Annotated in this window: 23 protein-coding genes and 4 pseudogenes; 12 read left to right on the plus strand and 15 right to left on the minus strand. The window is 71.2% G+C overall.

Annotated elements, in window-relative coordinates; genetic code table 11:
• Nucleotides 1-53 precede the first annotated feature (53 nt).
• A pseudogene (locus ABZX75_RS10155) lies at nt 54-257 on the plus strand (arsenic resistance protein); the annotation flags it as partial.
• 31 nt (nt 258-288) lie between these two features.
• On the opposite strand, the gene ABZX75_RS10160 reads toward ABZX75_RS10155, so the two are convergent.
• Nucleotides 289-687 (minus strand): heavy metal-responsive transcriptional regulator, encoded by a 399-nt coding sequence (locus ABZX75_RS10160; RefSeq protein ID WP_355409689.1) that lies wholly within the window; start codon nt 685-687, stop codon nt 289-291.
• Nucleotides 688-771: 84 nt separating this feature from the next.
• Between ABZX75_RS10160 and ABZX75_RS10165 the strand changes: the two genes are divergently transcribed.
• On the plus strand, nt 772-1749 hold the full coding sequence (locus ABZX75_RS10165) for an alkylmercury lyase family protein (protein ID WP_355409690.1): 978 nt from the start codon (nt 772-774) through the stop codon (nt 1747-1749).
• Between the two features lie 67 nt (nt 1750-1816).
• Complete coding sequence (locus ABZX75_RS10170; protein WP_355409691.1) at nt 1817-2107, plus strand: hypothetical protein; 291 nt, start codon at nt 1817-1819, stop codon at nt 2105-2107.
• A gap of 70 nt (nt 2108-2177) precedes the next feature.
• On the opposite strand, the pseudogene ABZX75_RS10175 reads toward ABZX75_RS10170, so the two are convergent.
• Nucleotides 2178-2351, minus strand: a pseudogene (locus ABZX75_RS10175) (N-acetyltransferase); the annotation flags it as partial.
• Nucleotides 2348-2713, minus strand: coding sequence for a metalloregulator ArsR/SmtB family transcription factor (locus ABZX75_RS10180; protein ID WP_355409692.1), 366 nt, complete (start codon nt 2711-2713; stop codon nt 2348-2350). The pseudogene ABZX75_RS10175 and the gene ABZX75_RS10180, both read right to left, overlap by 4 nt.
• A 115-nt stretch (nt 2714-2828) precedes the next feature.
• On the opposite strand from ABZX75_RS10180, the gene ABZX75_RS10185 reads away from it, so the two are divergent.
• From ABZX75_RS10185 to ABZX75_RS10195, 3 genes and pseudogenes are all read left to right on the plus strand, one after another.
• Nucleotides 2829-4181: an FAD-dependent oxidoreductase gene (locus ABZX75_RS10185; protein ID WP_355409693.1), complete on the plus strand. Its 1353-nt coding sequence runs from the start codon at nt 2829-2831 to the stop codon at nt 4179-4181.
• Nucleotides 4178-4402, plus strand: a pseudogene (locus ABZX75_RS10190) (MFS transporter); the annotation flags it as partial. The gene ABZX75_RS10185 and the pseudogene ABZX75_RS10190, both read left to right, overlap by 4 nt.
• A 789-nt stretch (nt 4403-5191) precedes the next feature.
• Nucleotides 5192-5926, plus strand: a complete 735-nt coding sequence (locus ABZX75_RS10195) for a hypothetical protein (RefSeq protein WP_355409694.1) — start codon at nt 5192-5194, stop codon at nt 5924-5926.
• 117 nt (nt 5927-6043) lie between these two features.
• On the opposite strand, the gene ABZX75_RS10200 is transcribed toward ABZX75_RS10195, so the two are convergent.
• Nucleotides 6044-6613: a TetR/AcrR family transcriptional regulator gene (locus tag ABZX75_RS10200; protein WP_355409695.1), complete on the minus strand. Its 570-nt coding sequence runs from the start codon at nt 6611-6613 to the stop codon at nt 6044-6046.
• Between the two features lie 114 nt (nt 6614-6727).
• Here ABZX75_RS10200 and ABZX75_RS10205 point away from each other — a divergent pair, with 114 nt between their 5' ends.
• Nucleotides 6728-6877: a hypothetical protein gene (locus ABZX75_RS10205; protein WP_355409696.1), complete on the plus strand. Its 150-nt coding sequence runs from the start codon at nt 6728-6730 to the stop codon at nt 6875-6877.
• The gene (locus tag ABZX75_RS10210) at nt 6874-7413 is read left to right on the plus strand and encodes a hypothetical protein (RefSeq protein ID WP_355409697.1); all 540 of its coding nucleotides are present in this window, start codon (nt 6874-6876) and stop codon (nt 7411-7413) included. Before ABZX75_RS10205 ends, ABZX75_RS10210 begins: the two co-directional genes overlap by 4 nt.
• A gap of 111 nt (nt 7414-7524) precedes the next feature.
• Here ABZX75_RS10210 and ABZX75_RS10215 read toward each other — a convergent pair.
• Nucleotides 7525-7715, minus strand: a pseudogene (locus ABZX75_RS10215) (MFS transporter); the annotation flags it as partial.
• Between the two features lie 413 nt (nt 7716-8128).
• Here ABZX75_RS10215 and ABZX75_RS10220 point away from each other — a divergent pair.
• Nucleotides 8129-9283: an aminotransferase class V-fold PLP-dependent enzyme gene (locus ABZX75_RS10220; RefSeq protein WP_355409698.1), complete on the plus strand. Its 1155-nt coding sequence runs from the start codon at nt 8129-8131 to the stop codon at nt 9281-9283.
• Nucleotides 9284-9797: 514 nt separating this feature from the next.
• Here ABZX75_RS10220 and ABZX75_RS10225 read toward each other — a convergent pair.
• From ABZX75_RS10225 to ABZX75_RS10260, 8 genes are all read right to left on the minus strand, one after another.
• Nucleotides 9798-10013, minus strand: a complete 216-nt coding sequence (locus tag ABZX75_RS10225; RefSeq protein ID WP_355409699.1) for a ferredoxin — start codon at nt 10011-10013, stop codon at nt 9798-9800.
• A 4-nt stretch (nt 10014-10017) separates the two neighbouring features.
• On the minus strand, nt 10018-11289 hold the full coding sequence (locus ABZX75_RS10230) for a cytochrome P450 (RefSeq protein ID WP_355409700.1): 1272 nt from the start codon (nt 11287-11289) through the stop codon (nt 10018-10020).
• A 91-nt stretch (nt 11290-11380) separates the two neighbouring features.
• On the minus strand, nt 11381-12172 hold the full coding sequence (locus ABZX75_RS10235) for an ABC transporter permease (RefSeq protein WP_355409701.1): 792 nt from the start codon (nt 12170-12172) through the stop codon (nt 11381-11383).
• The gene (locus ABZX75_RS10240; RefSeq protein WP_355409702.1) at nt 12169-13146 is read right to left on the minus strand and encodes an ATP-binding cassette domain-containing protein; all 978 of its coding nucleotides are present in this window, start codon (nt 13144-13146) and stop codon (nt 12169-12171) included. The genes ABZX75_RS10235 and ABZX75_RS10240 overlap by 4 nt, the downstream gene beginning before the upstream one ends.
• A gap of 137 nt (nt 13147-13283) precedes the next feature.
• Entirely contained in the window at nt 13284-14120 is an 837-nt protein-coding gene (locus ABZX75_RS10245) for a DUF4097 family beta strand repeat-containing protein (RefSeq protein ID WP_355409703.1), read from the minus strand.
• A gap of 69 nt (nt 14121-14189) precedes the next feature.
• Nucleotides 14190-14726, minus strand: a complete 537-nt coding sequence (locus ABZX75_RS10250) for a hypothetical protein (RefSeq protein WP_355409704.1) — start codon at nt 14724-14726, stop codon at nt 14190-14192.
• 369 nt (nt 14727-15095) lie between these two features.
• Nucleotides 15096-16298 carry a spore photoproduct lyase family protein gene (locus ABZX75_RS10255; protein ID WP_355409705.1) on the minus strand — a complete coding sequence of 401 codons (1203 nt, stop codon included), beginning with the start codon at nt 16296-16298 and terminating at the stop codon, nt 15096-15098.
• Nucleotides 16299-16426: 128 nt separating this feature from the next.
• Nucleotides 16427-16915 (minus strand): MSMEG_6728 family protein, encoded by a 489-nt coding sequence (locus ABZX75_RS10260; protein WP_355409706.1) that lies wholly within the window; start codon nt 16913-16915, stop codon nt 16427-16429.
• A 192-nt stretch (nt 16916-17107) separates the two neighbouring features.
• On the opposite strand from ABZX75_RS10260, the gene ABZX75_RS10265 reads away from it, so the two are divergent.
• Complete coding sequence (locus tag ABZX75_RS10265) at nt 17108-17302, plus strand: DUF2795 domain-containing protein (protein ID WP_355409707.1); 195 nt, start codon at nt 17108-17110, stop codon at nt 17300-17302.
• Nucleotides 17303-17517: 215 nt separating this feature from the next.
• The gene (locus ABZX75_RS10270; protein ID WP_355409840.1) at nt 17518-20457 is read left to right on the plus strand and encodes an FAD-binding and (Fe-S)-binding domain-containing protein; all 2940 of its coding nucleotides are present in this window, start codon (nt 17518-17520) and stop codon (nt 20455-20457) included.
• Here the strand turns inward: ABZX75_RS10270 and ABZX75_RS10275 are convergent.
• Entirely contained in the window at nt 20423-20878 is a 456-nt protein-coding gene (locus tag ABZX75_RS10275) for an Lrp/AsnC family transcriptional regulator (protein WP_355409708.1), read from the minus strand. The two genes, ABZX75_RS10270 and ABZX75_RS10275, sit on opposite strands and share 35 nt — an antisense overlap.
• Before the next feature lie 122 nt (nt 20879-21000).
• Between ABZX75_RS10275 and ABZX75_RS10280 the strand changes: the two genes are divergently transcribed.
• On the plus strand, nt 21001-22002 hold the full coding sequence (locus ABZX75_RS10280; RefSeq protein WP_355409709.1) for an asparaginase: 1002 nt from the start codon (nt 21001-21003) through the stop codon (nt 22000-22002).
• A 184-nt stretch (nt 22003-22186) separates the two neighbouring features.
• Here the strand turns inward: ABZX75_RS10280 and meaB are convergent, their stop codons facing one another.
• Nucleotides 22187-23170, minus strand: coding sequence for a methylmalonyl Co-A mutase-associated GTPase MeaB (meaB, locus tag ABZX75_RS10285; protein WP_355409710.1), 984 nt, complete (start codon nt 23168-23170; stop codon nt 22187-22189).
• Nucleotides 23171-23179: the final 9 nt, after the last annotated feature.

Genomic DNA, 23179 nt, shown 5'->3' on the forward strand with positions numbered 1-23179 from the left:
TCCTGAGGTTCCTGGGGCCCATGACCAGGTCGTCCCTTTCGGGTCACGTCGCAGCCGGGCAGAAGGTGTCGGCTGCGGCCACGACGACGACGATGATTCCGCTGATGGCCGCCACCCTCGTCACCGTGGTCGCCACGCAGGTCCCCACGCTCGGCGGCAGCCTCGGCGACGTGGCCGCCGTGATGGCCGCCGTGATGCCCTTCTGCGCCGCGTTCCTGGTGGTCATGGCCTTCGTCGGACGGGTTGTCGCCCGCCTCGTCCCCCGCCTCGTCCCGGAACGGGAGCCGGTCACGGCCGCGTGAGGATCGTGCAGATCTCGCCTTCCGAGCAGGTGTCCGGGTCGGTGGCGGCGGCCCGTCGGGCGAGCTCACGCAGTGCGGTGCGGGTCTGGCGGAGTTCCGCCATGCGCCGCTCGATGTCCGCCAGGCGCTGGTCGATCAGCGCCGCGACGTGGCCGCACGGTGCTTCGCCGCTGTCGCGGATGTCCAGGACGGACCGGACCTCGGCAAGGGTCAGACCGGCGCCCTGGGCGTCGCGGATGAACGCCAGCCGCATCGCAGCCTCCGGCGGGTACTCGCGATAGCCACCCGTTGTGCGGGGCGGGGCGGGCAGCAGGCCGGCCTGCTCGTAGAAACGGATGGTCTTGGCCGTCACCTGCCCGGATGCCGCGAGCTCACCGATGCGCATAACCCCACGCTACGCCTTGACCTTCCAGCGCACTGGAAGGTCTACCGTCGGTCCGAGGACCACACCACCACGGAGGACAGCGGGATGCGGATCACGATCCTGACGGTGCCCAACTGCCCGAACGTGCCGGTCGTACGGGAGCGGATCACCGCCGCGCTCGGCCCGCGTACCGCCCAGGTCGAACTGATCGAGGTGCGCGAGGAAGCGGAAGCCGAGCGTTTGGGCATGACGGGCTCGCCGACCGTGCTGCTCGACGGCGTCGACCCCTTCGCGGCGCCCGGCGCCCCGGCGAGCGTGTCCTGCCGCCTCTACCGGGACACCGACGGCCGCACCGAGGGGGCGCCGAGCGTCCACGCCCTGCGCCAGGCCCTGTCCGGCGTGAGCCTTTCCTCGGCCGAGGCCGGCCAGGAGTGCTGTCAGACGGATGTCCTGGATCCGATCGGCCGGGCCGGACGAGGCCGCCGAGCCCCCGTTGGGCGAGGCCTGCGGGCCGTGCAGCAGGCGGTGCTGCGGCACTTCGCCGAGACAGGGCTCGCGCCGGACATGCCGGTGCTCGAAGCCGTTGCCGCGCAGGCCGGGAGGACCGCCGCCGAGGTGCTCGCCGAGCTGGACCGGGAGGATTTCCTGGCCCTGGACGAAGGGGGCCGGATCCGAGCGGCGTACCCGTTCTCGGCGGTGAAGACCCGGCACCGGGTACGGCTGGCAAGCGGAGTGGAGGTGTGGCCGATGTGCGCCATCGACGCCCTCGGCCTCTGCGCCATGCTGGGCCAGGACCTGGTGATCTCCTCCTCGGACCCGGTCGACGGCCGGCCGGTGACGGTGACCTTCACCAGCGGCACGACGGTGTGGGAGCCGGTGGCGGCGGTCGTGTTCGTCGGCCGCCGCGAAGGCACGGGGCCCGCCGCCACCCTCTGCTGCGACGCGCTGAACTTCTTCACCGGCCACGCCTCGGCCGAGCAGTGGCAGCAGGAACATCCGGAGCTGAAAGGGCAGATCGTCAGCCAGGCCCGTGCCGTGGAGATCGGGCAGCAGATCTTCGGCCCGCTCCTCCAGGACGGCTGACCGGCGCCGCACGCTGGTAGCGGTTCTCGGAAGCCGCCATCATCGGAAGCGACGGGCGCTGTCCCGAGTGCCGACCGAAAGCTGGGAGGCCATGGCGCACACCGACCCGATGGACCGGCAGGCCGTGAACGAGGACTACGAGCGCGCCCGCCGCACCTTCCACCAACTGCTGGACTCGGCCTCCAAGACGGACTTGGCAAGGCCCACGCGCGGCACCAAGTGGACCAACGAGCAGCTGCTGTGGCACATGCTGTTCGGGTACATGGTCGTCCGCGCTCTCCTGGTCCTGGTCCTGGTCCTGGTCCGCGTCTTCGGCCGGCTCCCCCGGGCGTCGGAAAGGCGTTCGCCCGCCTGCTGAACGCGGGGACCGTACCGTCCGACTGGATCAACTACGTCGGTCCTGGTGGTGGCCACCCAGCCGAGCAGCTGCCGTCGGTGCCGAGTGCGGCGAAGCGGTGCTCGGGGAGCTTCGCCGTGTCGAACTCGGCCCAAGTCGGTGCGGCGGTCTCGAAGGTGGCGTTGCCCTCGTCGATGCCCGCTTGGTAGATCTCCAAGACCTCGTCCGCGTGCGCCCGGGTCAGTGGCGCGATGGTGACGCTCAGACGGCGGCTGCCCGCGTCAGGAGCTGGCCCATGGCGGCCAGTACGGCCGGCTCGACCCGGTAGTACACCCAGGTGCCGCGGCGTTCCGAGGAGAGCAGTCCGGCGTCCTTGAGCTTCTTCAGGTGATGGGAGACCGTCGGCTGGGAGACGCCGACATCGGAGATGTCGCAGACGCACGCCTCGCCGCCCTCGTGCGAGGCGATGGCGGAGAACAGGCGCAGGCGCACCGGATCCCCGAGCGCCTTGAACATCACCGCGGTCCGCTCGGCCTCCGCAGCCGTCAGCGGGCGCTCGGTCAGGGGCGGGCAGCACGGGGCCACGGCCTCCGGCTCCAGCAGCGGCAACACGTTCACAGTGGACATGCCTCCATCATCCGAGAAACTTCGATAGCTGTCTATGTTGACGGACGTCGATTAACGGTGTCACTCTTGAGTCGTCAGGACATCGACAGATGTCGAATCAACTGGGGAGCCCGTCGTGAACGTATCCACCGAAGCCCTGCCCGTCGTCGTGATCGGAGCAGGCCCGGCCGGCCTGGCCGCCGCCGCGCACCTCACCGAGCGCGGCATCGACGCCCTGGTCCTGGAAGCCGGGCCCGTCGCCGGCAGTGCGGTGCGCGAGTGGGGTCACGTACGGCTCTTCTCCACCTGGTCCGAGGTCGTCGACCCGGCAGCCGAGAAGCTCCTCGCGCCCACCGGCTGGACCGCCCCCGACGGCTCGACCTATCCCTCGGGCGCGGACTGGGCGGAGCAGTACCTCCAGCCCCTCGCCGACGTCCTCGGCGGCAAGGTCCGCTACGGCGCCACCGTGACCGGCGTCTCCCGCCTCGGCCGCGACCGGATCGTGGACGCCGAACGCGAGCAGCAGCCCTTCACCCTCCGCGTCCTGAACGCCGACGGCACCGAGGAGCGCCTGCTGGCCCGCGCGGTCATCGACGCCTCCGGGACCTGGTCCACCCCCAGCCCCATCGGCGGCGACGGCCTCCCCGCCCTCGGGGAGCCGGCCGCGGCCGACCGCGTCTCCTACCGCATCCCCGACCTCAAGGACCTGGCCGTCCGCGCCCGCTACGCCGGCAAGCGCACCGCCGTCATCGGCTCCGGCGCCTCCGCCTTCACCGCCCTGGCCTACCTGGCCGACCTCGCCAAGGAGGAGTCCGCCACCCACGCCGTGTGGATCCTGCGCCGCGGTATCAGCGGCTCCACCTTCGGCGGCGGCACCGCCGACCAGCTCCCCGCCCGCGGCGCCCTGGGCCTCGCCGCCAAGGCCGCCGTCGACCAGGGCCACGCCGACGCCGTCACCGGCTTCCGCACCGGCCGCGTCGAGAAGACGGGCGACCAACTGGTCCTCATCTCCGAGGACGGCCGCCGCCTCGACCCCGTAGACGAGGTCATCGTCCTCACCGGCCTGCGCCCCGACCACTCCTTCCTGAACGAGCTCCGCCTCAGCCTCGACGAGCGCCTCCAGGCCCCCGTCGCACTCGCCCCGCTCATCGACCCCAACCAGCACTCCTGCGGCACCGTCTACCCCCACGGAGTCAACGAGCTCTCCCACCCGGAGAAGGACGTCTACCTCGTCGGAATGAAGTCCTACGGCCGCGCCCCCACCTTCCTCGCCATGACCGGCTACGAGCAGGTCCGCTCCATCGCCGCCTCCCTCGCCGGCGACCAGGAAGCCGCCGAGCGCGTCGAACTCACCCTCCCCGAAACCGGGGTCTGCGGCGGCGCCGGCCTCTTCGACCAGCCCCAAGCCGAGGAGAGCACGGGCGGCGGCTGCTGCGCGGCCCCCGCCACACTCACCATCGGCACCCCGGCCTCCTCCGGCGGCTGCTGACCCACGGTGACCTTCAACGCAGCGGGGCCGCGACCGGAACGGGGGACCGGCCGCGGCCCCGCGCCGCGCTGCCCGCGCTCTGCGCCACACAGATCACCAGCTGGGGCATCGTCTGCTACGCCTTCCCCGTCCTGCTCCCGCGACTGACAGCCGCCACCGGCTGGTCCGTCAATGCCGCGACGGCCGCTTTCTCCCTCGCACTCCTCGTCATCGCCGCCGCTGAGACGGGTAGGCCCTCTCCCCGAGGTACGGCTATGCTCCCCGGCATGGTTGCGACCCGGCCGGTCCTCAGGGTGCCGCGGTCCCGCTCTCGTTCGGCGGGCCCGCTGCGGATCTGCGTACTGGCCGCGCTACTCCTTGCAGTGATGTACACGCATGGTGTCAGCGCAGAGAGCGCCGCAGGCCATGCGCACCCCGGGCCTTCCAGCCTGGCCGCCCTGCACACGGAAGAATCCGCTGCGGGCGAGCACAGCCACGATGAGCCGGGCTCACGGCTTGATGAGCTGCCCGGCAACCGTGAAGATGCCCCGGCGCCGGATCATGCGGCTCACCATTGTGTCTCCGGTCAGCCGGAGCAGGGTGCCCTGCTGTCCGCCCCGTGCGAGTCCGCGCTCGAGGCGATTCGACCTCCGCACTCGTACGGTGAGACCGCCGCCCAACCCGCTGTCGCTCCCTGGGCGTCGCCCCCCTTCACGGATTTCACGGTTCTCCGGATATAGCGCTTCGCGCCTCCGACAACGGTCGACGACTCGTCGGGCACTACCTCACCGCGCGTTCACCTGAACATTCGCGGCAACCCGACCATGCCTCGTGGCACCACGCGCTGCTGCCTGCATGCACGAGCCGGCGCGCAGTACGGGCCGGCCTGGCTCCGCTGTGTCCGGAAACCTGCCCTCAGGTCATCAGCCAGCCCGTCTGTTGCCTCTTGCCTCGTTGGCGTGTCCAAGGTCGACCGGCCCACCCCTGCCCCACCCCTGCCCCACCGCACCTTCACCGTGAAAGGCCAGCTCGTGTCATCCTCATCCGGTCTCGCCACCAGCCCGTCCTCTTCCCCGTTGCAGCCCTCCAGCCACCGCCGTTCGGCTCGGAGGCGAGAGCGACAGGGCACCCCGCTGGCGGGGTGGCGGTACCTCGGCTACGTCGGCTACTACGTGGGGGCGGGGCTCATCAGTGGCGCGGTCGTTCACCACCCCATGGATCCAACCCGCTACACGATGATTGCCGCCGTCGGCGTGCTGGTCTTCCTGGTCGCCACCGTCCTCAACGAGTTCATCCTGGCGTCCGAGAGGCCTGCCCTGTCCCGCATGGTCAGGGTGCTCGGCGCCTCGACGATGCTCTCGTTCGGCCTCGGCATGCTCAGTGGCGGCATGCAGCATTTCGCAGACCTGCCTTCCCGCTGTGCCGTCCTGATACCGCTGGGCATCGTCCTGTCCTTCGTCGCCTACTTCCTGAAGGACGACAAGACGCCATGGCGCCGGATCTTCAGCCTGATGGGCCTGGCAGTCCTCGTGGTCGCGGCCCTCACCTTCGCCGGCCTGCGCCACATTGCCCCGACCGTGGCCGAACAGGGAGGAGGACACAGCCACAACGGTCCCGTGACCGAGAAGGACAGCGACGGAGGGCATGACGCCGACCACGGCAGCGGCACACCCGCAGCGACCCCCCAGCCGACCGAGCCCTCCGCGCCCACGAACGACACCCGACCCAGCAAGGAGCCCGCCCACGACGACGGCCACCAGCATTGAGCTGAGCCCGGCCAGTGAACAGCGGCGAGGGCGCAGGCGGTCGCCGATGACGTCAGGGGGCCGGGCGGGTGCGCCCGTCGGGAGCCGTCATGGCCGCCGGGCCCGGTCTCGGAGGTGTCAGGGAACCGGCCGCAGGCCGGCGAGGGTGACCTCGACGAGCCGCTGGACGGCAGCCTTGGAGCTCAGGGAGGCGGCGGCGGTCAGGGCGTGGAGGCAGTACTGCGCGAGTTCGGCGGGCGGGATGTCACCGCGCAGGTCGCCTTCCCGTGCGCCCTCGGCCACGAGGTCTTCGATGATGCCGGCCAGGTGCCTTTCGGCGTGGGTGACGTGTTCGCCCTGGTGCAGGAGGGCGGCGAGTTCTCCGCCGTGGCGCTGGCGGGCGATGGTCGCGTACGCGGTGAGCACGGCGTGCAGGCGTTGTTGTGCGCTGCCGGGGCGGTCGCGGACTTCCGCCAGCTGGTGGAGGTGGGCGGTGATCTGTCGTTCGTGCCAGGCGAGGAGGACGGCTTCGACGTCGGAGAAGTACTTGTAGAGCGTGGCGCGGCCGATGCCGGCGTGCTCGGCGATCTGGGACATGGTCACCGACCGCAGGCCACCGGCCATCACCAGCTGTGCGGTGGTGTCCAGGATGGCCTCGCGCACCGCGTGGCGGTGCGCGTCGATCGTCTCGTTCCACAGCTTGGGCACCCACCCAGGATACGGACGTCCTCGACTGGATACACTCCGTCGGGAGAGAGACACTGTGTCTCGTAAAAGTGTTTGCGGTTGTTTGCCTGCCGTACGGAACTCGTGGAGGACGCCATGGCCGGTTCACCGAATCGCTCCCATGACCCCGATGAGGGCGGGGCGCCGCGCTGGGTGAAGGTGTCCGCGACGGTCACGGTCGTCCTGATCGCGGTATTCGTCATCGTGCACCTGGCCGGTGGCGGCATGGTCGGGCACACGCCATGACGCCGTTCGGCCCGCAGCTGCGCAAGCTGACACTGACCGCACATGTCACCGCCTCCGTCGGCTGGCTCGGCGCGGTCGCCGCGTTCCTGGCCCTTGCCGTCGCCGGCCTGACCAGCAGCTCGCCCGAGACGGTCCGCGGCTCCTATCTGGCGATGGAACTGGTGGGCTGGTTCGTCATCGTGCCGTTCAGCGTCGCCTCGCTCGTGACCGGGGTGGTGCAGTCACTGGGCACGGTGTGGGGGCTGGTGCGTCACTACTGGGTGATCGCGAAACTGCTGATCACCGTGTTCGCCACCCTCCTTCTCCTGGTGCACATGCAACCGGTCGGCCACCTCGCTGACGCTGCGGCCCAGGCCGCGCTCGCCGGTGGCGAGCTGGAGGGCATGCGCATCCAGCTGATCGCAGACGCGGCCGCCGCCTTGGTGGTGCTGCTCACGGCCGCCGCGTTGTCGGTGTTCAAGCCACGTGGGGTGACCCGTTATGGGCGCCGTCGGCAGCGTGAGCAGAGCACGCGGCCTCGACAGACCGCGTACTGACCCGCACGCGAGGAGGGGCCACCGGATTGCCGTCCGGTGGCCCCTCCTGGGTTTCCTGCGTACGTCATTTGGCGACGCGCTCGTCCTCCGCGGCCGGTTCCTGCGTCGCACCAGGAGGACTGCGGCGCCGCCGAGTTCGAGCAGGGTCTGTGCGCTGGTCCATCCGGCATCGGGGGCGCGGACGATGGCGAAGACGGCGAGCGCGAGGCCGGTGGTGACGGCGGCGCGCCCAGGACGTCCACGGCACCCCGGTGCTTGCCGACCGCCGGGAGGCGCCCGGTCGCGGCTCCGGTGGTGAGGCCGGCCTCCACCCTGCGGGATGACCTCCGTCAGTGGTACCACCCGCCGGAACAGCTCCCAGCACTCGTCCGGCACCAGATGCTCGACACGACTCGCCATGTCCTGGACAGCGAGAGCGATCCGCCGGAGGAAAAGTGTCTGACTTGGCATCGCTTCACGGACCGAGGCCGTTTGGGTGATGGTGCCGTGGCACCCGCGGCCACCTCGCGTAATCTCGTTACCAGAAGGGCACCGACAGCTATTCCGCCACCGCTCCACCGGTCGCGGTGCAAAGGGGTGCTGGATGTCGATGACGAGTCGGCGCCGTCTGCTGGCGAGATCTGCGGGAGCGGTGGCGGTCACCCTCGTGCCCAGCTCCGGCGCGGCAAGGGTGAACACACCACGGGCGCGGCCGGTCACTACGGTCGACGGGCGCGTGGACTGGGACGCCTTGCGGGCGCAGTTTCGTCTAGAGCCGGGATGGGTGAACCTCGCGTTGTTCTACCTGGCCTCGCATCCGAAGGTGGTGCGGGATGCGGTGGATCATCTGAGTGCACAGGTCGACGCCAATCCTCTGTCGGTGCCTACGGGAATGGCGCTGCCCGACGGTCCGACCGGATGGCCCCGGGTACGCCAGGCGCTCGCCGCCTATCTGGGAGGCCGGGCCGAGGACATCGCGATGACGGCGAGCACGAGTATCGGGCTGGGTGCCGTCTACAACGGCGTCGTGACCCGTCCGGGACAAGAGTTCCTGTTGACGGAGCACGACCACATCTCCCACCGCACCGCCGCCCGGTTGGCCGCCGACAAGCATGGCAACACGGTGCGGCTGGGCTCCTGGTTCGCCGATCCGGCCACCGCGACGGCGGACGGCATCGCAGCGGCAGTCGGCGAGGCGATCCGCCCGAACACGAGAGTCGTGGGGATCACCTGGGTGCAGTCCAGCACGGGGCTTCGGATGCCGGTGCGTGCGGTGGCCGAGGTGGTGCGCCGGGCCAATGAAGGGCGCAGTCCTGCCGACCGGTGCCTGCTGGTCGTCGACGGCGTGCACGGGCTGGCGGCAGTCGACGAGGATGCCGCCGGCCTGGGCGCGGACGTGGTGATCGCCGGAACGCACAAATGGCTGTTCGGTCCAAGGGGGACGGGGCTGGTCTGGGTGGCGCCGGACGTCCTCGAGCAGCTGCGGCCCACGTTCGTGAGCTTCATCAGCGGCGGGGGAGCAGCGTCCCTGTCGCCCGGCGGGTTTCTGGCGTTCGAGCATGCCTTCGCCCTGCCGGTGGCGGTGGCGCTGCATGAGCAGCTGGGCCGAGCACGCGTTGCGACCCGTATCACACAGCTGTCGACCCGGGCGAAACAAGGACTGAGCCGAATCCGCGGGGTCACCGTGCACACTCCTGCCGACGCGGAACTGTCAGCGGGCATCACCTGTTTCAGCGTGGCAGGCCACACCCATCAGCAGGTCGTCGACCACGCGGCCGCCCACCGCGTGCGGCTGTCCACCTCGACCTACACCCGCATCGGCACCGCCGTCATCAACACTCCAGCAGAGATCGACACCGCACTCAACAGCCTGGCTGATCTCACCCGCTGAAAGCCGTTCTGCTCTCCCCGGGGCGTGGCTGGGGCGTTCGGCACGGGGCCCGGCGACGGGCGGGAGATGGTTCCGTGGAGCGCGGGGCGGCGAACCCGCATGTCCCCGGCCTGAGGCCCAAGCGCCCGCTTGGGCGGTGGGAGCGAGCGTCACTCGGTGTGCCAGGTCACCGGAAGGCGGGCGCACACCGGTGGGAGCGCAGCCGGACTCCGGCCTGATCCCCGCTGCCCGGTAGGGGTTCTGTGCCGAATGACCGAAGAGGTGTGGCTGGCCGACGACGGAGGCGGCTTCTTATTTCGATTTTCGATGACGCACCACGTGGAGTGCGTGGCGATCCTGGAGCGGTGAGGAAGGACGTCTGACCTGCGGTTTCGGTCGGTTGGCCGCGCGCCGGGGCCGGCGGCCTCCGTGCCGTCGGGTTCCCGGCCGGCGCGCGCCGGGCCAGGAGTCACAGGAGGGGGACCAGGCCCGCCGTCGGAAGGTGACGCGGCCCGGTGTGGAGGGGCCGCCGCGGTTACGACGCGGGGGAGGAGCGCCGCTCCGTGACCGTGATGGCCGAGGCCGGGCAGACCCCGGCGGCGACGCGGACTGCCGCGTGCTGCTGCTGCGGCGGCCGGGCGTTCAGCAGGAGGACCAGGCCCTCGTCCTCGTCCTGGCCGAAGACCTGAGGGACGGTCAGGGCGCACATTCCGGCACCGAGGCAGCGGTCGCGGTCGACATGGACGTCCATGGGATCAGTTCTCGTCCCAGGTGACCGGCAGCCGGTGCACGCCGTAGATGTTCATGTTCGTCCGCAGGGGCACCTCCTCGGCCGACACGTCCAGCCGCAGAGTGGGGAACCGCCTCAGCAGCGCGGGCAGGGCCACCGTCATTTCGACGCGGGCCAGTTGCTGGCCGAGGCACTGGTGGATGCCGTGTCCGAAACCCAGGTGTCCCGTGGCCTTGCGGTGCAGGTCGAGGAGGTCGGGGTCGGGGAACCGCTCCGGGTCCCGGTTGGCGGCTTCCAGCGAGAGGGTGACGCTCTCGCCCGCCTTGATGAGCCGGCCCTCCAGCTCGACGTCCTCCAGCGCGGATTTCACGCTGGTGTGGGCGATGGTCAGGTAGCGCATCAGCTCTTCGACGGCCTGGGGGGCCAGGTCCGGGTCCGTACGCAGGGCGTCGGCCTGGGCCGGGTGGGTGAGGAGCGCGAACGTCCCGTGGGCGATCACGTTGGCGGTGGTGTCGAGCCCGGCGGCGAGCAGGAAGCCCCCGACGCCGATCAGCTCCTCGTCGGTGAGGTCGGAGTCCCGGGCCAGGTCGCCGAGCAGGTCGTCGCACGGTGCGGCACGCTTGGCGGCGACCAACTCGGCCATGTACTCCTGGAGTCCGGTGAAGGCGGCGTACTGGTCCTCGGGCGTCGCGTCCATGGACATGATCGTGCGGGCGTTGTCCTGGAAACGCTCACGGTCGGCGTAGGGCACGCCGAGAAGCTCGCAGATCACCAGCGCGGGGAGAGGGCGGGCGAACGCCTCGACCAGGTCTGTGCCCGGGCCGCGGCGCTCCATCGCGTCCAGGTGCTCGTCGGTGATCTGCGCGACCCGGTCGGAGAGTTGCCGCATCCGGCGGACGGTGAACTTGCCCGTCAGGAGCCGCCGGAAGCGGGTGTGCTCGGGCGCGTCCATCCCGGTCATGTCACCGACCGGGGCGGGGGGCAGCGGGCCCTCGGGCCCCCCGGGGAAGGGGTAGTGCATCAGCTCGTACCGCGAGCTGAAGCGGGGGTCGCCCATGATGGAGCGGACCGTGGAGTAGCCGGTGGCCAGCCAGCCGACGTGCCCGTCGGGGTACGTCATCCGGGTCAGCGGGCTCTCCTCGCGCAGCTGCGCCAGTCCGACGGGCGGGTCGAAGGGGCAGCCGGCGGCGCGCTGCGTGGGGAGCGTGACGGGCTCGGGGAACTCGGGGAACTCCGTGGTCTCGGGGGGCTCGGTGGTCTCGGTGGTCTCGGGGCGGGCCGACGGTTCGTGCTGCATGGTGTCCTCCGTGGAGAGCGACGTGCGGGAACTGTGACGTGCGGTTGCACCTGGAGGTGGCTGGTGTGAAGTGGCTTGAGGCGACCGGGGCTTACCGCTTGGCGGTGCGGCCGAAGGCGGACCGCGCCCAGAAGTAGCCGACCAGTGTGAGGCCGACGCACCAGGCGAGCGCGATGTATCCGCTGTTGCCGATCCCGGTGCCCATCAGCAGGCCGCGTAGAGTCTCGATGACGGGGGTGAAGGGCTGGTACTCGGCGAACCAGCGCAGTCCGGTCGGCATCGAGTCGGTCGGGACGATGGCGCTGCCGAGGAAGGGCAGGAAGGTCAGCGGCAGGGGCGTGTTGCTCGCGGACTCGGGGGTTTTGGCGACCAGGCCCATGCCGGCGGACAGCCAGGTCAGTGCCAGGGTCAACAGCGTGAGGAGGCCGAGCGCGGCGATCCATTCGACGGCGGTGGCGTCGGGGCGGAATCCGATGGCGAGCGCGACGCCGATGACCAGGGCGATGGCGACCAGAGTCTGGATGGCGCTGCCGACGACGTGCCCGGTGAGGAAAGCGGCGCGGGAGATCGACATCGTACGGAACCGGTTGACGATGCCCTCGGTCATGTCGACGCAGACGCCGACCGCCGTGGCCACCGCCCCGGCGGTCGCGGCCATGAGGATGATGCCGGGCGCGATGTAGTCGATGTACTTCCCGCCGCCGGTGGGGGCGCCGGAAATGCCGGCGCCTAGGGCGCCGCCGAAGGCGTAGTTGAACAGCAGGAGCATCATCACCGGCATGGCGACGACGGAGACGGTCATCGAGGGGTAGCGCAGGGCGTGCTTGAGGTTGCGCCGCAGCATGGTCATCGAGTCGCTGAGGGCGTACGTGAGGGTGCTCATCGGGTCATCTCCGTAGCGGTGCCGAGGGTGCCGTGACCGGTGAGGGTGAGGAAGACGTCGTCGAGGTCGGGGGTGTGCACGGTCAGCGACTCGGCCCGTACCGCCGCGTCGTCCAGGACGTCGAGTACGGTCCGCAGGGCCGGTATGCCGCCGTCGCTCGGGATGCGCAGCGTGAGCTCTTCGAGGTCGGGTGCGGCCGAGCCGAAGTGGCGGGCGGCCGTTTCGAGTTCGCCGGGGCCGGCGAACCGGAGGCGGATATGGCCGCCGGGGATGAGGCGCTTGAGCTCGTCGGAGGTGCCCTCGGCGACCAGCCGGCCCCGGTCGAGGACGGCGATGCGGTCGGCGAGCTGGTCGGCCTCCTCCAGGTACTGGGTGGTGAGGAAGACGGTGACGCCGTCATCGGCGACCAGTGCGCGGATGATCTCCCACGTGGTGCGGCGGCTGCGGGGATCGAGCCCGGTGGTCGGTTCGTCGAGGAAGATGATCCTCGGGTCTCCGACCAGCGTCATCGCGAGGTCGAGCTTGCGGCGCATGCCGCCGGAGAAGGTGCTGACGGGTGTGCGGGCGGCTTCGGTCAGGTCGAACCGCTGCAGCAGATCGGCGGCGCGCCGCCTGCCCTCGCGGCGGGGCAGGTGCTGGAGGTCGGCCATGAGGAGCAGGTTCTCCTCGGCGGTGAGCAGGTTGTCGACGGCGGAGAACTGGCCGGTGACCCCGATGGCGGCACGGATGCCGTCGGGCCGCTGGGCGAGGTCGTGGCCGGCGACCTGGGCGCGGCCGGCGTCGGGGGCGATGAGCGTGGAGAGGATCTGGACGGTGGTGGTCTTGCCGGCGCCGTTGGGGCCGAGCAGGGCGAAGACCGTGCCTTCGGCGATGGTCAGGTCGATGCCGTCCAGGACGGCCTTTTCCCCATAGGACTTGCGCAGCCCGAGGGCGGAGATCGCCGGGGGAGCCGTGGGGAGAGATGTCGCGGTCATACAGTCCGCCTCCGAGATGTGAGATGTGACATTTCACGTGTGACATGGTTGGCCGACTTGGTCGCCGTCACAGGATGGCTATGCACGCCAGGGGTGTCTTGGATGCCTTTGGGCGTCTCCCGGCGGTCCGGGGAAGCTCAGGCGCGACGAATCACGATGTCGCCGATTCCGGTACGGGCATGGATCTCGACGGTCTCCTCGGACGTGTCGGGGCCCTCGGCGCTGCCGAGCGCGTTGCGGACCGTGCCGATGCGGGAGTTGACGTCCAGCCAGGCCGCCGTTGACGCGCGGATGCCGATCTCCACATCGCCGGCGGCGGTCTGGAGCCGGATCACACCTCGGGCCACCTCTTCAAGGCGGATGGCGCCGTTGGCGGACCTGGCCTCCACGGAGGCGTGGGCGGTACCGACCGTGATGCGGCCGTTGGAGGAGTTGGCTTTCAGGTCACCGGTGATCTCGCCGATCGCGGTCTCGCCGTTGCCGTTCTTGACCGTCGCCGCGCCCGCGATCTCGCCGATCTCGATCCGCCCGGCCCCGTGGATCTCGGCGTCGCCCACGGCACGGTCGACGCGGATGTCGCCATGGTCGGTACGCAGGTTCGTGATACCCGCCTCGGCGAGCAGGATGTCGCCCAGCGAGGTCTTGACGCGGCACTCCCCGAGCGGCCCCTCGCAGGTGTAGTCCCCCATGGGGGAGGTGCCCCGGAGGTGCGAGCCGGCGGGCAGTTCGACGGTCACGTCGATCGATCCGCTCTTGCCGAACAGGGAGCGCTTCTTCGGCCCCTTCACCGTCAGGGTGCCGTTGGCGTAGGTGACCTTGGTCTGCTGCACCGCCCGTACGTCGGCCTCGTCGGCGCCGTTGCTCGGCAGCACCTCGACGACCGTGTCCGTGCGCTTGCTCGCGGTGACCCGCACGTTGCCGATGTCGAATTCGAGGGTCGCGGTGATGGGTTGGGGGGTTTCGAAAGAAGGCATGGCTGTCCCGTCCTCTTGGCTCTGGTGTGTGTTGGCGCAGGTGGCGCAGGTGATGCGGTGGTGCTCCGGCTAGCGGACCCAACCCCGGTAACTCTGGCCTTGTCGGGTGGCGCGTGCGGCGGGCTGGGCCGGTCCGCCGGGCTCCAGGGCAATGGCCACTGCCCGTACGAGCCAGGCGTTGACGGACAGCCCCTCCTGGCCGGCGGCGCTCTCCACTCGGGTCTTGAGGTGCCCCGGGAGCCGGAAGTTGATCCGGGCCGTCGCGCCCTCGTCGCCGTCCGCAGTCGGTGGCGCCACCGGTGCCACAGGTGGCGCCATCGGCGCCGCCGCGTCGGGAGCGCCGTCGCCGGGGCTCTCCGGGGCCGGCGGCGCCGTCACCACGAACTCGGGGTCCAGCCCCCGCAGCCTCACGTCCACCGAGCCCGGGGCCAACTCGCGGGTGATCTCGTCCGAGGCGGCGGACAGCGCGTTCAGGAGCGTCAGGCGGGCGGCCGATTCCAGGGGGGCGGTCAGCCGCTCGGCCAGGGCGCGTGCTTCGTCCCCGCCGGCGTTCGCGGCGACCGCGAGCTCACGGCGGAGGTGGTCGACGTAGGGGGTCAGGTCCATGGAGAGATAGTGGCACCATAATGGCGCCATCGCAAGTCATTGTGGCGCCAGATGGCACCTAAGGGCGCCTCGTGGCCCCGCATGGTGCGCCTCGGGGCGCCAGCCTGAAGGCCAAGGGCGTGGCGACACGGGCGCGTACGGACTGTGCCGTACGGCGTCAGGATGGCGGCAGGTGCGCTCGGCAGGGCCCAAGGTGCCCGCACGGTCTGGACGGACCGGGCTTGAAGGGTCCAACCAGATGGCCGTCCTGATCACGTCCGGTGCGCTGACACCTCCCGTCCGAATGACGGGGCCTCTGCGGGTGCGGCGTGGGGCTCGGGAGGCGGAGTGCGAGTACGGGGCGGCTCGGGGAGAGGGGGGCTCGGGCGGTCAGAAGGCGTAGCGGATTCTCAGCCAGGGGGCGTGGGTGGCCGTGAGGTGGCGGATCGTTGCGACGGCCTCGGCCTTCGGGGTGTTGCGGTAGCGCACGTTCCAGCTGCCGTTCTCGGAGCGTTTGGGCTGCTGGAGGTCGGGACGCCAGATGGTGTCCTCGGCACGTGGGTGCCAGGCGAGGTTCAGCTCGTGCAGATCTCTGTTGTGCGTCAGCATGATCACCTCTGCCGCCGCCTGGTCCTTGACCCGCTGTGGCAATACGTCGTCCATCTGCGTGAGCAGGTCTGCCCAGGCCTGCTCCCAGCCGGGCCGGATGACGACGGGGGAGAGGTTGAAGTGCACTTCGTAGCCCGCCTCCACGAAGTCCGCGGCCGCCGCGATGCGGCGCTCCACGGGGCTGGTGCGGAGGTCCAGCAGTCTGGAGTCTTCCTGAGGCATCACGGAGAACCGCACCCGCGTGCGTCCGCGCGGATCCAGGAGGAGAAGGTCCGGGTTGACGAACTTCGTCGCGAAGGAGGCCTTGGCATGGGGCCACCGGCTGAAAGCGTGCACAAGATCCGCGATGTTCTCGCTGATCAGCGCATCGACCGAGCAGTCGTTGTTCTCACCGATGTCGTAGACCCACGCCTGCGGGTCGCACTGGTTCGGCTCCCGCTTGGGCCCCTGACGGGCGACGTGCCGGGCGAGGTGGGCGATGATGCGGTCGATGTTCGTGAAGACGGTGATCGGGTTGGCGTAACCCTTGCGGCGCGGGACGTAGCAGTACGCACAGGCCATGGCGCACCCGTTCGCAGCGCCCGGGGCGATCCAGTCGGCCGAGCGCCCGTTGGGCCGAGTCGTGAGCGTCTTCTTCTCTCCCAGGACGAGGACTTCGCCCTTGATCCGGACCCAGCGTTCGAGGTTTCCCTCGTTGCCGTGGAGTGCGGGGATGCGCCAGTGCGACTCCGCGGGGATGACCTCCGCCTGCGGAAACCGTGCGAGGATCTCCCGCCCTCGGGGCGAGGACGCCGCGCCGGGCTCGGCGTGGATCTCCCGTACCGAGAGCAGCCTGCGCGCGGCGGGGGAGTCGCGGAACAGAGGCCGGGAGGACGCCGGGGGCCGGCGAGCGGGTTCGATCTCCTCCAGGGGGAACAGTCCGTCCGCGACATGTTCCTGTTCGCTTGATCGCTGGGGGCCGCCGGATGGCTGGGGGCTGACCATGTCTGCTCCGTAGTGCGTCGCGCGGGGAACGCCCCCTGCGCCCCGGGAGCCGCTTCACGGCGGTGGGGGGTCTGTCCACTGTACGGGGAGCGCACGACGCCTGGCGCGGGCTCAGGGATCCGGCCGCGTCATCCGGGCGACGTGGCAGCGTCCGGGTCCCGGTCGGACCGGGGCCAGACGTACGGCAGGTCGTCGGGGACGCCGGGGAAGTGGTCGCGGTAGAACGCGGGGTCTTTGCGTATCAGCGCGGACTGGTGGCTGCGGTGGAAGTCCGGGGTCCCGAGCCAGGGTGGGAGGTCCCCGTCCCCGGCGAGCTCCTCCTGTGTCCGTACGGTCGCTTCCGGCAGCCACGCCCGCAGGTCCGCGACGAGAGTGGCGGCGCAGGTGTCGGCGCGTCCCGCCGCCGTCCAGACCCGGCAGGTTTCCAGGCCGTACCGGACCAGAGCCTCCTCGTACCCGGCCCACATCCGCACCGCGGGATGCCGTCGCCAGCCGTACCCCGGCACGATCAGCCCGCGCAGCACCTGGAGGGCTTCCACCCGCTGCTTCCCGAGCCGGCGCGCGTCCAGCAGCCGAGCCGATTCCCGGAACACCGCGACAGGGAGAAATGTCTGCACAGGTCCTCTCTACCCGCTTTCCTGTGCCTTCGCAGGCGCGCTCCGGTACGGCCGGCCGCGCGCGAGCGGGTACGTCGCCTTGGAACCGTGCCGCCGGTGTCATGAAATGGCCGGGTTTGCGTGGTGGGCGGCCGGGCAGCCGCTGGGCGGGGAGGGGTGAAACCACCAGGCGGAAGAGTTGAGGAGAGCACCATGGCGAGCATCAGTCCGATCGACGTTCAGAAGGCACTCAAGGGCGCCGACTATCCAGCCAGCCGCGACGACCTCGTCTCCCTGGCCAAGAAGAACGGGGCGGACCAGCAGATCGTCGAGAAGCTGTCCCACTCCGGCAGCAAGAAGTTCGACGGTCCGAGCGAAGTACAGAAGACCGTGTTCGGGAGCGAATGACCTCGAAAGAACGGTGGAACTCTGGGCTGCCGCTGTGAGCCCAATTACCGCCGCGCTGCCGAGTGGCGCTGGGCCTCCCCCAGCGCCACAGCCGCGTCTCCAGGGCGGGCCCGCGCCTTCCCGCGTCGGACGTGCCACGCGCGGCCGCCGGAAGTGGCGCACCGCGGGTGCCCCGGGCGTTTGATCGGGCGGCGGGTGGTTAAACGTAGACAGTGATCACCACGTCGCGGGGCCCCGCCGGGCCCGCAGACCCCGCCGGGGCGGGCCTCGTCCGGGCGCTCCGTGCGGGGGACTGCGGTGAGGTCGCCGGGGACGCCGGGCGGCGGGCGCAGTACTCGGCCGACGCCTCCAACTACCGGCTGGTTCCTCAGGCCGTGGTCTTTCCCCGTGAGCGGCGGCACGTACTCAACGCACTCTCCGTGTGCCGCCGCCTGGGAGTGCCCGTCACGGCACGCGGAGGGGGTACGAGCACCTCCGGTCAGGCGGTCGGCGCGGGCGTGGTGCTCGACTTCTCCCGCTTCTTCAACCGGCTGATCGCGCTGGATCCGCGGGCGCGCACCGCGACGGTGGAGCCGGGCCTCGTACTGGACGCTCTGCAGAGCGCCGCGGCCGGGCACGGGCTGCTCTTCGGCGCGGATCCGTCCACCCACAGCCGCTGCACGCTGGGCGGCATGATCGGCAACAACGCCTGCGGTACGCGCTCCCTCGCATGGGGCCGTACCGCCGACAACGTGGTCGAGCTGGAAGTGGTCACCTACCGGGGCACCGTCGTCCGCCTCGGCGAGATGACCCGGGACGACATCGACCGGGCCGTCGCCGTGGGTGACGACCGCGGGCGGCTGATCGGATCCCTGCACCGGCTGGCGCAGGGCAACCTGGCGGCGCTCCGCACCGAGCTGGGGCGGTTCCCGCGACAGGTCTCGGGCTATGCGCTGGAACACCTCCTGCCCGAGCACCGCTTCAACCTCGCCAAGGCCTTCGTGGGCAGCGAGGGCACGCTCGCGCTGGTCCTCTCGGCGACCGTCCGGCTCATCTCCGCACCGCCCGCGCGGGCCCTGGTCGTACTCGGCTTCGCGGACACCTACGCCGCGGCCGACGCGGTCGTCGCCCTGCTCGACCACGAGCCGCTGGCGCTGGAGGGACTCGACCAGGCACTCACGGACGTGGTGACGCGGCCCGAGACCCGCGCGGCCGTCGACACCCTGCCCGCCGGGCGCGCCTGGCTGTTCGCGGAGCTGGGCGGTGACGCGGCGCAACTGCCCGAGCGGGCCCGGGCACTCGCCGCGACCGCGCGCGGAGCCGTCGGCTTCACCGGCAGCCGGATCATCGGCGACCCCGCGCACGCGCGCCGGCTGTGGCGGATCCGCGAGGACGGGGCGGGGCTGGCCACCCGGCAGCCCGACGGGTCCGAGGCATGGCCCGGCTGGGAGGACTCGGCGGTGCCGCCCGGACGGCTGGGCGCCTACCTGCGCAGCTTCGACGCCCTGATGGGCCGCTACCAGCTCAAGGGCGCGGTCTACGGGCATTTCGGCGAGGGATGCCTCCACGTGCGGCTCGACTTCGACTTCGGCACCGGCCGAGGCACCGCCGCCTTCCGCGCCTTCGTCACCGAGGCCGCACGGCTCGTCGCCGAATACGGCGGCTCGCTCTCCGGTGAACACGGCGACGGGCAGGCCCGCTCCGAGCTGCTGCCGCTGATGTACGGGCCGGAGGTCATCGCCCTGTTCGAGGAGTTCAAGAACATCTGGGACCCCGACAACGGCCTCAACCCCGGCATCATCGTGCGGCCGAGGCCCGTCGACTCGAACCTGCGCGTGAGTCCGCAGCGCGCCGCGATTCCCCTGTCCACCGTCTTCGCCTTCCACGCCGACGGCGGCGACTTCGCCAAGGCCACCCGTCGATGCGTCGGAGTGGGCAGATGCCGCTCCGCCGGCCACACCGGAGACGTCATGTGCCCCAGCTACCGGGTCACCCTGGACGAGAAGGACTCCACACGCGGCCGCGCGCGCCTGCTCTACGAGATGACCCAGGGCGAGGTGATCGGCGACGGCTGGCGGTCCCCCGAAGTCCTCGACGTCCTCGACCTGTGCCTGTCCTGCAAGGGGTGCAGTGTCGACTGCCCGGTCGGGGTGGACGTGGCCACCTACAAGTCGGAGTTCCTCCATCACCACTACAAGGGGCGCATCCGGCCGGCCTCGCACTACTCCATGGGCTGGCTGCCCCTGCTGTCCCGGGGTGCGGCCCGGATGCCGGGCCTCGTCAACGCGCTCACCTCGTCGCGGCTCGCGCCCGTGATCAAACGCCTCGGCGGCATCGCCGCGCAGCGGGAGGTGCCGCGCTTCGCGGACGAGACCTTCCTCGCCTGGTTCCGTACGCGTACCCCCGGAGGCGACGGCCGCCGGGGGGCGGTGATGCTGTGGGTCGACTCCTTCAACAACCACTTCACCCCGGACGTGCTCAAGGCCGGGGTGGCCGTGCTGGAGGCCGCCGGCTTCGCCGTGCGGGTGCCGGGCGGCACCCAGTGCTGCGCACTGACGTGGATCACCACCGGGCAACTCGGCGTGGCCCGCCGCGTCGCCCGGCGCGCCACCGCCGCCCTGGCCCCCGCGGTCCGCGCGGGCATGCCCGTCGTCGGCCTGGAGCCCAGCTGCACCGCGGCCCTGAGGAGCGACCTGCCCGAGCTCCTGGACCGGGGCGAGGACGCATCGGCGGTCGCGGGTGCCACCGTCACCCTCGCCGAACTGCTCCTCCACCACGCGCCCGACTGGCAGCCCCCGAGGATCGACGCCCGCTCGATCAGCCAGACCCACTGCCACCAGCACGCGACCTCCGGGTTCGGCGCCGACAGCACGCTGTTGCGCCGGATGGGCGTGGACAACACCACGCTGAGATCCGGCTGTTGCGGCCTCGCGGGCAATTTCGGCTTCGAGCGCGACCACTACGAGGTGTCGGTCGCGGCGGGTGAACAGGTCCTGCTTCCCGCCGTGCGCGCGGCCTCCCCCGACACGCACGTCCTCGCCGACGGCTTCAGCTGCCGGACCCAGATCGAGCAGCGGACGGACCGTACGGGCACGCACCTCGCGCAGCTCATCGCCGGCGCCCTGCCCCCGGCGCCTGGCGTCAGCGCTCGACCGGCAGGCCGGTCGGCTCCTTGATGCGCTTCATGATGATCTGCGAGTTGACCTCGGTGACCCCGGAGAGCGCGGTCAGCTTCTCGATCCACAGGCGCTCGTACGCACGCAGGTCCGCGACGGCGATCCGCAGCAGGCAGCCGGGGCTGCCGAACAGGCGGTAGGCCTCGACCACGTCGGGGATGTCCTGCAAGGCCGCCTCGAACGCCTCGACCGCCTCCCGGTCGCGGCGTACCTCGACCGAGACCAGCACTTCGAAACCGCGGCCCACCGCCTCGGGGGAGATCACCGCGCGGTAGCCCTGGATCACCCCGTCCTGTTCCAGTTGGCGGACCCGGCGCATGCAGGGGGAGGGGGTCAGGCCCACCCGCTGGGCCAGCTCCTGGTTGCTGAGGCGACCGTCGGCCTGGAGCTCGCGCAAGATTTCACGGTCAATGGCGTCCATTGCGCAATTATCACGCACCCTGTGTGACGGGTGGGGCCGAAGAAGCAATCACATTGCGCGCATATCTCTCTATCATTGCTGCTTTCAGCACACGTGTACGAGGAGAGGGCGGGCCAACGGCCATGGGACGGATCGTCGTCATCAGCACCGGCGGGACCATAGCCAGCCGTTGGCAGGGCTCCGGCTTCGCGGCGGACGCCGACGGGCGCGAGGTCATGGCCACCGCGCCGCTGCCCGAGGGCATCACCGTCGAGCTGGTGGACCTGTTCAGCGTGAACAGCCCCCGCCTGACCACCGCCCACCAGCTGACCCTGCTGCGCACCGTGCACGAGGTGCTCGCCGACCCCGGAGTGGACGGCATCGTCGTCACGCACGGGACCGACACCCTCGAAGAATCGGCGTTCCTCGTCGACCTGCACCACCACGACCCCCGCTCCGTCGTGTTCACCGGCTCCCAGCTGCCGATGGGCAGCGCGGACGGGGACGGGCCGGGGAACCTGTACGACGCGCTGCTCACCGCCGCGACCACGCGCGGGCTCGGCGTGCTGATCGCCTTCGCCGGCCGGGTGCACGCCGCCCGCGGCACCGTGAAGACCCAGGCGGTGGCCCTGGACGCGTTCGCCGACCCCTCGCAGGAACTGCTCGGGAAGGTGGGCTTCGGCAAGATCACCATCCTGCGCGAGCCGCAGCGGCCCGTGCCCCTGGCCTTGCCGGCCATGCCGGAGGCCCCGCCGCGCGTGGACATGGTGATGCACCACGCGGACGGCGACCCGCTCCTGCTGAACGCCGCGGTCGAGGCCGGAGCGCGGGGCATCGTCCTCGTCGGCACGGGCGCGGGCAACGCGACCCCGGAGATCGTGGACGCCGTCGAGGCCGCCGTCGGGCGCGGGGTGCTGGTCGCCCTGACCACGCGGGTCATGGCCGGACCGGTCACCGAGATCTACACGCACGGCGGCGCGGTGGATCTGGTCGCCGCGGGGGCCGTGCCGGCGGGGACGCTGCGGGCGGGGCAGGCGCGGATCGCCGTGCTGGCGGCGTTGCTGTCCTGCGCCGATCCGGTGGAGGGGACCCGCGTGCTGCGCGAGGTGCTGTCCTCGACGGGATCGGTCCTGGTCGACGCGTAGCCCTGCGGCCGGCTGCCGGGGGCTGCCCCGGCGGGCCCCGCGCCTCAATCGCCGGCGGGGCTGAAGTGGCCAGGCCCTGGCGGGGCCGAGTGTGGCGCCGGCCGGGCCGCAGGTGCGGCGCCGTTGCCGGGGGCGCTGCCCCCGGACCCCCGCGCCTCAAACGCCGGCGAGGCTGAGTGTGCGGCTATGACCTGAAGGCCGCCAGGATCTGGTCCGCCGCCGAGGTGGCGGTGACCGAGCCCGCGCGGACCGATGCTTCGAGGGACGGCGCGAGCTCCCGTACCGCCGGGTCCGAACGCAGGCGTTCCAGCAGTTCGTCGCGGACCATCGACCAGGTCCACTCCACCTGCTGGGCCGCCCGCTTCGCCGCCAGCCGGCCCCCCGCCTCCAGCAGGGTCCGGTGCTGCTCCAGTCGGTTCCACACCTCGTCCAGCCCGGCCGACTCCCGTGCGCTGCACGTCAGCACGGGCGGAGTCCACGCCGCGTCGGCGGGGTGCATCAGCCGCAGCGCGCCCGACAGTTCGCGGGCGGCGGCCTTCGCGTCGCGCTCGTGCGGGCCGTCCGCCTTGTTCACCGCCAGGACGTCGGCCAGCTCCAGGACGCCCTTCTTGATGCCCTGCAACTGGTCGCCGGTACGGGCCAGGGAGAGCAGGAGGAAGGAGTCGACCATCCCCGCGACCGTGGTCTCCGACTGGCCGACGCCGACCGTCTCGACGAGGACCACGTCGTAGCCCGCCGCCTCCATCACGATCATCGACTCACGGGTGGCCTTGGCGACCCCGCCCAGCGTCCCCGCCGAGGGCGAGGGGCGGACGAAGGCCGCCGGGTCGACGGCGAGGCGCTCCATCCGCGTCTTGTCGCCGAGGATGGAGCCGCCGGTGCGGGTGGAGGACGGGTCCACGGCCAGCACGGCGACCCGGTGGCCCAGGCCCGTCAGCATCGTGCCGAACGCGTCGATGAAGGTGGACTTCCCGACGCCCGGAACCCCGCTGACGCCGATCCGGCGCGCGTTGCCCGCATGCGGCAGCAGCTCGGTCAGCAGCCGTTGGGCCAGGGTCCGGTGGTCCGCCCGGGTGGACTCGACGAGGGTGATCGCGCGGGCGACCTGCGCGCGCTTCCCGTCGAGTACGCCCTTCACGTACACGTCGATGTCGATCTTCGGCGGCATTTCCCCCGG

This window comes from Streptomyces sp. NPDC003038, assembly GCF_040611115.1.
GTDB lineage: Bacteria > Actinomycetota > Actinomycetes > Streptomycetales > Streptomycetaceae > Streptomyces.

What these genes read in the sequence shown, in the direction of transcription:
- ABZX75_RS10160 (WP_355409689.1), bottom strand. Translation starts at nt 687, where the DNA reads ATGCGCATCGGTGAGCTCGCGGCATCCGGGCAGGTGACGGCCAAGACC.
- ABZX75_RS10165 (WP_355409690.1), top strand. Translation starts at nt 772, where the DNA reads ATGCGGATCACGATCCTGACGGTGCCCAACTGCCCGAACGTGCCGGTC.
- ABZX75_RS10180 (WP_355409692.1), bottom strand. Translation starts at nt 2,713, where the DNA reads ATGTCCACTGTGAACGTGTTGCCGCTGCTGGAGCCGGAGGCCGTGGCC.
- ABZX75_RS10205 (WP_355409696.1), top strand. Translation starts at nt 6,728, where the DNA reads ATGGCCGGTTCACCGAATCGCTCCCATGACCCCGATGAGGGCGGGGCG.
- ABZX75_RS10210 (WP_355409697.1), top strand. Translation starts at nt 6,874, where the DNA reads ATGACGCCGTTCGGCCCGCAGCTGCGCAAGCTGACACTGACCGCACAT.
- ABZX75_RS10225 (WP_355409699.1), bottom strand. Translation starts at nt 10,013, where the DNA reads ATGGACGTCCATGTCGACCGCGACCGCTGCCTCGGTGCCGGAATGTGC.
- ABZX75_RS10230 (WP_355409700.1), bottom strand. Translation starts at nt 11,289, where the DNA reads ATGCAGCACGAACCGTCGGCCCGCCCCGAGACCACCGAGACCACCGAG.
- ABZX75_RS10235 (WP_355409701.1), bottom strand. Translation starts at nt 12,172, where the DNA reads ATGAGCACCCTCACGTACGCCCTCAGCGACTCGATGACCATGCTGCGG.
- ABZX75_RS10240 (WP_355409702.1), bottom strand. Translation starts at nt 13,146, where the DNA reads ATGACCGCGACATCTCTCCCCACGGCTCCCCCGGCGATCTCCGCCCTC.
- ABZX75_RS10245 (WP_355409703.1), bottom strand. Translation starts at nt 14,120, where the DNA reads ATGCCTTCTTTCGAAACCCCCCAACCCATCACCGCGACCCTCGAATTC.
- ABZX75_RS10250 (WP_355409704.1), bottom strand. Translation starts at nt 14,726, where the DNA reads ATGGACCTGACCCCCTACGTCGACCACCTCCGCCGTGAGCTCGCGGTC.
- ABZX75_RS10255 (WP_355409705.1), bottom strand. Translation starts at nt 16,298, where the DNA reads ATGGTCAGCCCCCAGCCATCCGGCGGCCCCCAGCGATCAAGCGAACAG.
- ABZX75_RS10265 (WP_355409707.1), top strand. Translation starts at nt 17,108, where the DNA reads ATGGCGAGCATCAGTCCGATCGACGTTCAGAAGGCACTCAAGGGCGCC.
- ABZX75_RS10275 (WP_355409708.1), bottom strand. Translation starts at nt 20,878, where the DNA reads ATGGACGCCATTGACCGTGAAATCTTGCGCGAGCTCCAGGCCGACGGT.
- ABZX75_RS10280 (WP_355409709.1), top strand. Translation starts at nt 21,001, where the DNA reads ATGGGACGGATCGTCGTCATCAGCACCGGCGGGACCATAGCCAGCCGT.
- meaB (WP_355409710.1), bottom strand. Translation starts at nt 23,170, where the DNA reads ATGCCGCCGAAGATCGACATCGACGTGTACGTGAAGGGCGTACTCGAC.